We start from the raw sequence: 7,582 nt of genomic DNA, 5'->3' as shown, positions 1-7,582 counted from the left end.
TCATCGACACATCACATCAACGACCACACCGACAACCAGACACCGCACGTGCCTCGTTCCAACCGATCGAGGCACGTGCGAAATCCGGGTCTAGACGACCGCACCCCGCCCCGGGTCGTCGTCGTCCTCGTCGTCCGTCCGCATCCGCATCACCAGCGTCGCGAACCCGCCGAGGAACCCGCCGATCCCCAGCGTGGTCAGCCACCACGTCATCTCCCAGCCGAGCAGCACGGCCAGCAGCAGCACCAGCGGCCCGCCGAGCACACCGAGCCAGGCGAACTTGGCGGTGGCGTCGGCGGACGGCAGCGGGGGCGGCTCCGGCGGCACGAAGTGGCCCTCGTCGTCCTCGTCGAGGTCGTCCTCGGTGGGCTCCGGCGCGGAGTAGTCGCGCGGGCCGACGCCGGGCGCGAAGGAGACCGAGCCGCCCAGAGGCTTGGCCGGCTTGTCCCCGGACCCGGACGCCTTGGCCTGAGGACCCTCGGGCTCAGCGGGCTTCGGCTCAGCGGGCTTCGCGGCGTCCCCGGCCGTGTCCACCCGGTCGTCGTTGGTCGGAGACTCCAGCAGCGCCAGGTCCTCGACCGACTTGAACGGCTTGGCGCCCGGCGGGTCCGGCGGCTCCTCGCCGTACCCGGCGACGATCGCCGCCCAGGCGGCCTCCTCGTCGATCGGGACGCCCTTCTCGTCCGGCTCGCGGCCCTCGCGGTCGGAGTCGTGCTCAGCCACCTGCGGTCGTCCCTTCCTTGCCGAGACCGGGCTCCTTGCCGAGGCCGGACGCGAACCGGCCGATGAACGCGGTGCTCTCCTCGGAGATCCGGTCCGCGTCATGGTCCAACGTGGCGACGTGGTAGCTCTGTTCCAGGAGGACCTCTTTCACGTCGGTCGACGAGATGCGGCTGAGGATACGGGCCGAGTCGACGGGCGGCACCACATGGTCCTGCGGGCTGCGCAGCAGCAGCACCGGCTGGGTGACCTGCGGCAGCTCGCGGTCGACTACCTGGAAGAACTGGCGCAGGGAGTGCGCGGCGTGCAGCGGAACCCGGTCGTAGCCCAGCTCCCTGCTGTCCGGCTTGGCGATGTCGCTGGCGATGCCCTTCGTCGCGGGGACGAGGTGGCGGATCACCGGGAGGGCGTGCGCGGCCAGGCCGTGCACCTTGTTCGCCGGGTTGACGACCATCACACCGCTGACGGCGTCGCCGTGCTTCGCGGCCAGCCGCAGGGCCAGGGCGCCACCCATGGACAGGCCGGCCACGAACACCTGTTCGCGGCGCTCGCACAGCAGGCGCAGCTCGCGGTCCACCTCCGCGTACCAGTCCTGCCAGCCGGTGATCCGCAGGTCCTCCCAGCGCGTGCCGTGCCCGGGCAGCAGCGGCAGCGAGACGGTCAGGCCGAGTGCGGCGAGATGCTCCGCCCAGGGACGCAGCGACTGCGGTGAACCGGTGAAGCCGTGGCAGAGGAGCACGGCGATCTCCCCGCCCTCGTGGCGAAACGGCTCGGCTCCGGCAAGGACCGGCACCTTCGGCCTCCTGGTCGTGAGAAGGGACTGACACGATCACGGATGGTCACGGAACGTCATGGCAGGGATCGCACGGCGTTCGCGGGACCTTCACCGTACGCGACGGCACTGACACCGACCAGGGTCGTCGGCGCCTTTGACAGCGCGCCGGGTTAAGGTCTGATCGACACATACAGGAGGCACTCGGTTGTTGTACGGCGCGATGAAGGTCGCTGTTGGGGGACCGCTGAAGGTCGCCTTCAGGCCCTGGGTGGAAGGCCTGGAGAACGTTCCCGCCGAGGGCCCGGCGATCCTGGCGAGCAACCACCTCTCCTTCTCGGACTCGTTCTTCCTGCCCGCGGTCCTGGACCGCAAGGTCACGTTCATCGCGAAGGCCGAGTACTTCACCACGCCCGGAGTGAAGGGCCGGCTGACGGCCGCCTTCTTCAAGGGAGTCGGCCAGCTGCCGGTGGACCGCTCCGGTGCGCGCGGCGCGGGCGAGGCCGCCATCAAGAGCGGCATCGAGGTGCTGGAGCGCGGCGAGCTGTTCGGCATCTACCCGGAGGGGACGCGCTCGCCCGACGGGCGGCTCTACCGCGGCAAGCCGGGCGGCCTCGCGCGCGTGGCGCTGGCGACCGGCGCGCCCGTCATCCCCGTCGCCATGATCGACACGGAGAAGATCCAGCCGCCCGGGAAGGTCATGCCGAAGCTGATGCGCCCCGGCATCCGGATCGGCAAGCCCCTGGACTTCAGCCGCTACCAGGGCATGGAGCACGACCGGTTCGTACTGCGCGCGGTGACCGACGAGGTCATGTACGAGATCATGAAGCTCTCCGGCCAGGAGTACGTCGACATGTACGCGACGGCCATGAAGCGGCAGCTCGCGGAGGCGGCCAAGGCCGAGAAGGAAGCCGAGAAGGCGGCGAAGGCCGCGCTCGCACGGGCGGAGAAGGAACAGGCGGAAAAGGAAAAGTCGGAGCAGCGACGGACCGAGCCCTAGTCGGGGGCTTGAGCCAGGGGTGGGGGAGATGGCCAAGCGCGAGCAGATCATGAGGATGTCGGTCGAGCAGCCGCTGTGGCGCGCGCTGACCGCGTACCGGGTGCTCACGATGCTGTACGCGATCGGCCTGTTCGCCACCGCCTACGAGGAGTTCGCCCGGCCCTGGGTCGCCGTCGCCTACTACGCCGTGCTGGGCGGGTGGACCCTGGCCACACTGCCCCGGGTCGCGAACGCCGCCCGCTGCACCAAGCGGTTCCTCACCGCCGACCTCACCATCGCCATCGCCGGCATCCTGCTCACGCCCGTCGCCGACGCGCACGAGCGGGTCCAGGCGGGCGGCCCGACCCTGCCGTCGATATGGACCGCCGGTTCCGTCCTCGCCTTCGCCGTCAAGGGCGGCTGGCGCTGGGCGGCCCTCGCCTCCAGCCTCGTGGCCGCCGCCAACCTGATCGAGCGCGGCAGCCCGGCCCGCGACACCGTCCACAACGTCATCCTCGTCTGCATCGCCTCCATCGCCATCGGCTACGTCGTCGAGGTCGCCCGCGCCTCCGAGCGCACCCTCGCCCGCGCCTTGGAGATCGAGGCCGCGACACGGGAGCGGGAGCGCCTGGCCCGCGACATCCACGACAGCGTGCTCCAGGTGCTGGCGATGGTGCAGCGGCGCGGCGCGGTGATCGGTGGCGAGGCGGCCGAGCTGGGCCGGATGGCCGGTGAGCAGGAGGTCGCGCTGCGCACCCTGGTCTCCGGCGGACTGGTGCCCGTCTCCCGGGTCTCACAGGATGCCGCCGAGGGAGCCGTCGTCCGGACCGTCGAGGAGCAGCCGCAGGAGAGCGGCCCCGTCGACCTGCGCGCCCTGCTCGCGCCGTACGCCGGGGCCAAGGTCAGCCTCGCCGAGCCCGGCGCGCCCGTGCCGCTGGCGCCGGTCGCCGCCCGGGAGGTGGCCGCCGCCGTCGGGGCGGCGCTGGACAACGTCCGAAGGCACGCCGGTGAGCAGGCGCGCGCGTGGATCCTCGTCGAGGACGAGCCGGACGAGGTGATCGTCACCGTGCGGGACGACGGACCCGGCATCCCGGAGGGGCGGCTCGCCCAGGCCGAGGGCGAGGGGCGGCTCGGCGTCGCCCTGTCGATCCGCGGCCGGCTGCGCGACCTCGGCGGCAGCGCGGAGCTGATCTCGGTGCCGGGCCAGGGCACGGAGGTCGAGTTGAAGGTACCGAAGGACGTGATGAACGTACGGGGGAAGGCGGAGCAGCGATGACGCGGACCACGCAGGACCGGCGGGACCCGATCAAGGTCATGGTGGTCGACGACCACCCCATGTGGCGCGACGCGGTCGCCCGGGACCTGGCCGAGTCGGGCTTCGAGGTGGTCGCCACCGCGGGCGACGGCGACCAGGCCGTGCGCCGCGCCAAGGCCGCCGCACCCGAGGTGCTCGTGCTCGACCTGAACCTGCCCGGCAAGCCCGGCGTCCAGGTCTGCAAGGAGGTCGTCGCCGCCGACCCGGCGCTGCGCGTCCTGGTGCTGTCCGCGAGCGGTGAGCACGCCGACGTCCTGGAGGCGGTGAAGTCCGGCGCGACCGGCTACCTGCTGAAGTCGGCCTCCACCGAGGAACTCCAGGACGCGGTCCGCCGCACGGCCGTCGGCGACCCGGTCTTCACCCCAGGCCTCGCCGGGCTGGTCCTCGGCGAGTACCGCCGCCTGGCCTCCGAACCAGCCCCCGCCCAGGACACCGACGAACCGAAGGCACCCCGGCTCACCGACCGCGAGACCGAGGTGCTGCGCCTCGTCGCCAAGGGCCTGAGCTACAAGCAGATCGCCGAACGCCTGGTCATCTCCCACCGCACGGTGCAGAACCACGTCCAGAACACCCTCGGCAAGCTCCAGTTGCACAACCGCGTGGAACTGGTCAGGTATGCGATAGAGCGCGGCCTCGACGACGAGTGAGACGCGCGCCACACTGACCCTTCGTCAGGCACCTGCTGCGAAGGGACATTCCATGCGGGTCGGAGTACTGACCGGAGGCGGCGACTGCCCCGGACTCAACGCCGTCATCCGGGCCATCGTCCGCAAGGGCGTGCAGGAGTACGGCTACGACTTCACCGGCTTCCGGGACGGCTGGCGAGGTCCACTGGAAGGCGACACCACCCGTCTCGACATCCCCGCCGTGCGCGGCATCCTGCCCCGCGGCGGCACCATCCTCGGCTCCTCGCGGACCAACCCGCTGAAGGAGCGGAACGGCATCCGCCGAATCAAGGAGAACCTCGCCGAGCTGGAGGTCGAGGCGCTCGTCGCCATCGGCGGCGAGGACACCCTGGGCGTGGCCGCCCGGCTGTCCGACGAGCACGGCGTGCCCTGCGTGGGCGTCCCGAAGACGATAGACAACGACCTGTCCGCCACGGACTACACCTTCGGCTTCGACACCGCGGTCGGCATCGCGACCGAGGCCATCGACCGGCTGCACACCACCGCCGAGTCCCATATGCGCGTCCTGGTCGTCGAGGTGATGGGCCGGCACGCCGGCTGGATCGCCCTCCACTCCGGCCTGGCCGGCGGCGCGAACGTCATCCTCATCCCCGAGCAGCGCTTCGACGTCGAGCAGGTGTGCGCCTGGGTGACGTCCCGCTTCCGGGCGTCGTACGCGCCGATCGTGGTCGTCTCCGAGGGGGCCGTGCCCAAGGACGGCGACATGGTCCTCAAGGACCAGACGCTGGACTCCTTCGGGCACGTCCGCCTGTCCGGGGTCGGCGAGTGGCTCGCCAAGGAGATCGAGAAGCGCACGGGCAAGGAGGCCCGCACGACGGTCCTGGGCCATGTCCAGCGCGGCGGCACCCCCAGCGCCTTCGACCGCTGGCTCGCCACCCGTTTCGGACTGCACGCCATCGACTGCGTCCGCGACGGGGACTTCGGCATGATGGTCGCCCTGCGCGGCACGGACATCGTGCGCGTCCCCCTCGCGGACGCGACGGCCCACCTGAAGACGGTGGACCCGAAGCTGTACGAGGAGGTCGGGGTGTTCTTCGGCTGACGGACCGCCCTGCCCCGGAAGCCGGTCGGGTCGCGCGGCCCGACCGGCCCCGTGCTACACCGAGGGCGTGCTCGTGCCCCGCAGTTGCCCCACCAGGTCCCGCACGACCGCCGCGCCGTCGAGCGTGAGCACCGACTCCGGGTGGAACTGCACCCCCGCGAATCCGGGCCCCCGCAGCGCGTGCACCTCCCCGTTCGCGGCGCGGCTGACCTCCACGCCGTGCGCGGCCAGCTCCTGATGGGCTCCTTCGTCGCAGCGTGCCACGAAGCTGTTGTAGAAACCGACCGTCTCCGGCCGTCCGAACAGGTCGATCGTCGTCTGCGCCCCCTGGTACGGCACTTCCTTCCGTACGATCTCCAGCCCCAGCTCCGCCGCGATCAGCTCGTGCCCGAGGCAGACGCCCAGCACGCCGTGCGGGTGGCCGGTGAGGACTTCGGCCGTGAGGTTCCGCAGGATCCGCATCTTGGGGTCGGTGAGATCGGAGGGATCACCAGGACCCGGGCCGAGCACGACCGGGCCCTCGTGCGCGAGCACCGCCTCCCGGAGCCCGTCCTCGTCGTACCGCCGGACGGTCACCTCCAGCCCGCCCGACCGCAGCACATGCGCGAGCATCGCCGTGAAGGTGTCCTCGCCGTCGACCACCAGGGCGTGTCCGGCCAGCTCTGCGGACGCCTTCTGCATCCGCAGCCAGAACGGCGCGAGCGAGGCCCGACGCCCGTCGAGCGCGGCCTGCACGCGTGGGTCGTCGGCCAGTCGTGGCCGGACGGACTCCTCGCGCGGCCTGCCCGGCCGGACGCCCAGGGCCGTCAGTACTCCCGCCGCCTTCGCGTGCGTCTCCGCGACCTCGCCCTCCGGGTCGGAACCGCGCACGAGCGTGGCGCCCACCGGCACCCGCAGCCGGCCACCGGCGTCGATGTCGGCCGTGCGGATGAGGATGGGGGAGTCGAGGGTCTGGGCCCCGCCCGAGTCATGGCCGAGGAGGGCCAGCGCACCGGCGTAGTACCCGCGCCCGCCGACCTCGTGCCGCTCGATGACCCGGCAGGCGTTCTGCACCGGCGAGCCCGTGACGGTCGCCGCGAACATGGTCTCCTTCAGCACCTCCCGCACATCCAGCGAGGACTTCCCGCGCAGCTCGTACTCGGTGTGCGCGAGGTGCGCCATCTCCTTCAGCCGGGGCCCGACGACCACCCCGCCCATGTCGCCGACGGTGCACATCATCTTGAGCTCCTCGTCGACGACCATCGACAGCTCCTCGATCTCCTTGCCGTCGGCGAGGAAGTCCAGCAGGTGCCCGGGCGTCGGCCCCTCGGCGGGATAGCGGTACGTCCCGCTGATCGGGTTCATGACGACCGTGCCGCCGGACATCCGGACGTGCACCTCCGGGCTCGCCCCGACCAGCGTCCGCCCGCCCGTCTCCCGCCCCCGCCCTTCCAAGGAAGGCCCTTCGGGCCCTTCTTGATTTCCGGCATGCACGACGAACGTCCAGTACGCGCCCCGCTCGCCCTCCAGCAGCCGCCGGAACAGCGCCAGCGCGTCGGCCCGGCCGAACCCGGGGATCTCCCCCTCGTACGTCCGCCGGATGACGAAGTTGGCGCCCTCGCCCCGCCCGATCTCCTCCCGCAGCACGCGCCCGACGATCTCCGCGTACTCCTCGTCACCGACGTCGAAGCCGCCGCCCTCGACGCGCACGTCGTGCGCCGGGAGCTGCTCCAGGGCGTCGGCGAGCGGGACGTCGTACGACTCCTCGGGCGTCAGCACCGACAGCGGAGTGCCGTCGTCGCGGACGTCGAAACCGCGCTCGCGGATCTGCCGGAAGGGGACCAGCGCGAGGCCCTCGTCGGGGAGGTCGGCGAGGCGGTCGTAGGTGGTCACCGGGCCGATGAGGACCTCGATCAGTTCATGGTCGTGGCCCGGGGTGCGGCGGCGCAGCAGGGCGAATGGGCGGGGGTCGTCCAGCAAGCCGAGCAGATTCATGGGTCCGTGCTCCTTCTCCGAGGATCCGGTGGGATTTCGGTGGAGAGGAACGACCCCGGGAAACGCCGAAGGCCGCCCCTCGGGCGGCCTTCGC

The 7,582-nt window shown here is 71.7% G+C and carries 7 protein-coding genes; 4 read left to right on the top strand and 3 right to left on the bottom strand.

Translation table 11 applies throughout. From position 1 onward, the window contains the following. Window positions 1-90: 90 nt before the first annotated feature. Together ACIBNA_RS26795 and ACIBNA_RS26790 are read right to left on the bottom strand one after the other, a co-directional pair. Window positions 91-723 (bottom strand): hypothetical protein, encoded by a 633-nt coding sequence (locus ACIBNA_RS26795; protein ID WP_399167664.1) that lies wholly within the window; start codon window positions 721-723, stop codon window positions 91-93. Continuing rightward, the gene (locus ACIBNA_RS26790; RefSeq protein WP_399167663.1) at window positions 716-1,513 is read right to left on the bottom strand and encodes an alpha/beta hydrolase; all 798 of its coding nucleotides are present in this window, start codon (window positions 1,511-1,513) and stop codon (window positions 716-718) included. Before ACIBNA_RS26790 ends, ACIBNA_RS26795 begins: the two co-directional genes overlap by 8 nt. Window positions 1,514-1,715: 202 nt before the next feature. Between ACIBNA_RS26790 and ACIBNA_RS26785 the strand changes: the two genes are divergently transcribed. Genes ACIBNA_RS26785 through ACIBNA_RS26770 form a run of 4 tightly spaced genes read left to right on the top strand, consistent with a single transcriptional unit; the run spans window position 1,716 to window position 5,514 of the window. After that, window positions 1,716-2,492 (top strand): lysophospholipid acyltransferase family protein, encoded by a 777-nt coding sequence (locus ACIBNA_RS26785; RefSeq protein WP_399167667.1) that lies wholly within the window; start codon window positions 1,716-1,718, stop codon window positions 2,490-2,492. A 28-nt stretch (window positions 2,493-2,520) separates the two neighbouring features. Next, the gene (gene macS / locus ACIBNA_RS26780) at window positions 2,521-3,747 is read left to right on the top strand and encodes a MacS family sensor histidine kinase (protein WP_399167662.1); all 1,227 of its coding nucleotides are present in this window, start codon (window positions 2,521-2,523) and stop codon (window positions 3,745-3,747) included. Then, window positions 3,744-4,433: a response regulator gene (locus ACIBNA_RS26775; RefSeq protein WP_399167661.1), complete on the top strand. Its 690-nt coding sequence runs from the start codon at window positions 3,744-3,746 to the stop codon at window positions 4,431-4,433. The genes macS and ACIBNA_RS26775 overlap by 4 nt, the downstream gene beginning before the upstream one ends. A 52-nt stretch (window positions 4,434-4,485) precedes the next feature. After that, on the top strand, window positions 4,486-5,514 hold the full coding sequence (locus tag ACIBNA_RS26770) for a 6-phosphofructokinase (RefSeq protein WP_399167660.1): 1,029 nt from the start codon (window positions 4,486-4,488) through the stop codon (window positions 5,512-5,514). A gap of 54 nt (window positions 5,515-5,568) precedes the next feature. On the opposite strand, the gene ACIBNA_RS26765 is transcribed toward ACIBNA_RS26770, so the two are convergent. Continuing rightward, window positions 5,569-7,488 carry an anthranilate synthase family protein gene (locus ACIBNA_RS26765; protein WP_399167659.1) on the bottom strand — a complete coding sequence of 640 codons (1,920 nt, stop codon included), beginning with the start codon at window positions 7,486-7,488 and terminating at the stop codon, window positions 5,569-5,571. Window positions 7,489-7,582 lie beyond the last annotated feature (94 nt).

The sequence above is a fragment of the Streptomyces sp. NPDC050164 genome (assembly GCF_044459945.1).
Lineage (GTDB): Bacteria > Actinomycetota > Actinomycetes > Streptomycetales > Streptomycetaceae > Streptomyces > Streptomyces coeruleorubidus_A.
Note: the sequence above shows the minus strand (reverse complement) of the source record. Positions and strands in the feature narration are given on the sequence as shown.

Bases quoted from the DNA above. Each gene is read 5' to 3' on its own strand.
- ACIBNA_RS26785 (WP_399167667.1), top strand. From the start codon at position 1,716: ATGAAGGTCGCTGTTGGGGGACCGCTGAAGGTCGCCTTCAGGCCCTGG.
- macS (WP_399167662.1), top strand. From the start codon at position 2,521: ATGGCCAAGCGCGAGCAGATCATGAGGATGTCGGTCGAGCAGCCGCTG.
- ACIBNA_RS26775 (WP_399167661.1), top strand. From the start codon at position 3,744: ATGACGCGGACCACGCAGGACCGGCGGGACCCGATCAAGGTCATGGTG.
- ACIBNA_RS26770 (WP_399167660.1), top strand. From the start codon at position 4,486: ATGCGGGTCGGAGTACTGACCGGAGGCGGCGACTGCCCCGGACTCAAC.
- ACIBNA_RS26765 (WP_399167659.1), bottom strand. From the start codon at position 7,488: ATGAATCTGCTCGGCTTGCTGGACGACCCCCGCCCATTCGCCCTGCTG.